A 231-nucleotide genomic window follows, 5' to 3' on the forward strand; every position below is an offset into this window, starting at 1 on the left:
GTCGGTGTGCTCCAGGTAGAGTTTGCCCCAGTGGGCGAGCGCCGCTGATTTTAACTGGCGGTAGCTGCTGCCCTCCTGCAGTAGGCGTCGATTGAGGGTGCGTTGCGATACGTGCAGGCTAGCGGCCACTGCCTCGAGATCGGGAAGTGGCGGTTCCCCGCTGCGTAACTGGGCGCTGATATGGCGTGTGAAGGTGCCGTCAATGGATTTGCTTTGTTCTGCCAGCAGACG

Annotated in this window: 1 pseudogene; it reads right to left on the bottom strand. The window is 61.0% G+C overall.

The features are described from left to right. Positions 1-231: pseudogene (locus tag A3709_RS23800) on the bottom strand (hypothetical protein); the annotation flags it as partial.

The organism is Halioglobus sp. HI00S01 (genome assembly GCF_001635445.1).
In the GTDB taxonomy this organism is placed as follows: domain Bacteria; phylum Pseudomonadota; class Gammaproteobacteria; order Pseudomonadales; family Halieaceae; genus Halioglobus; species Halioglobus japonicus.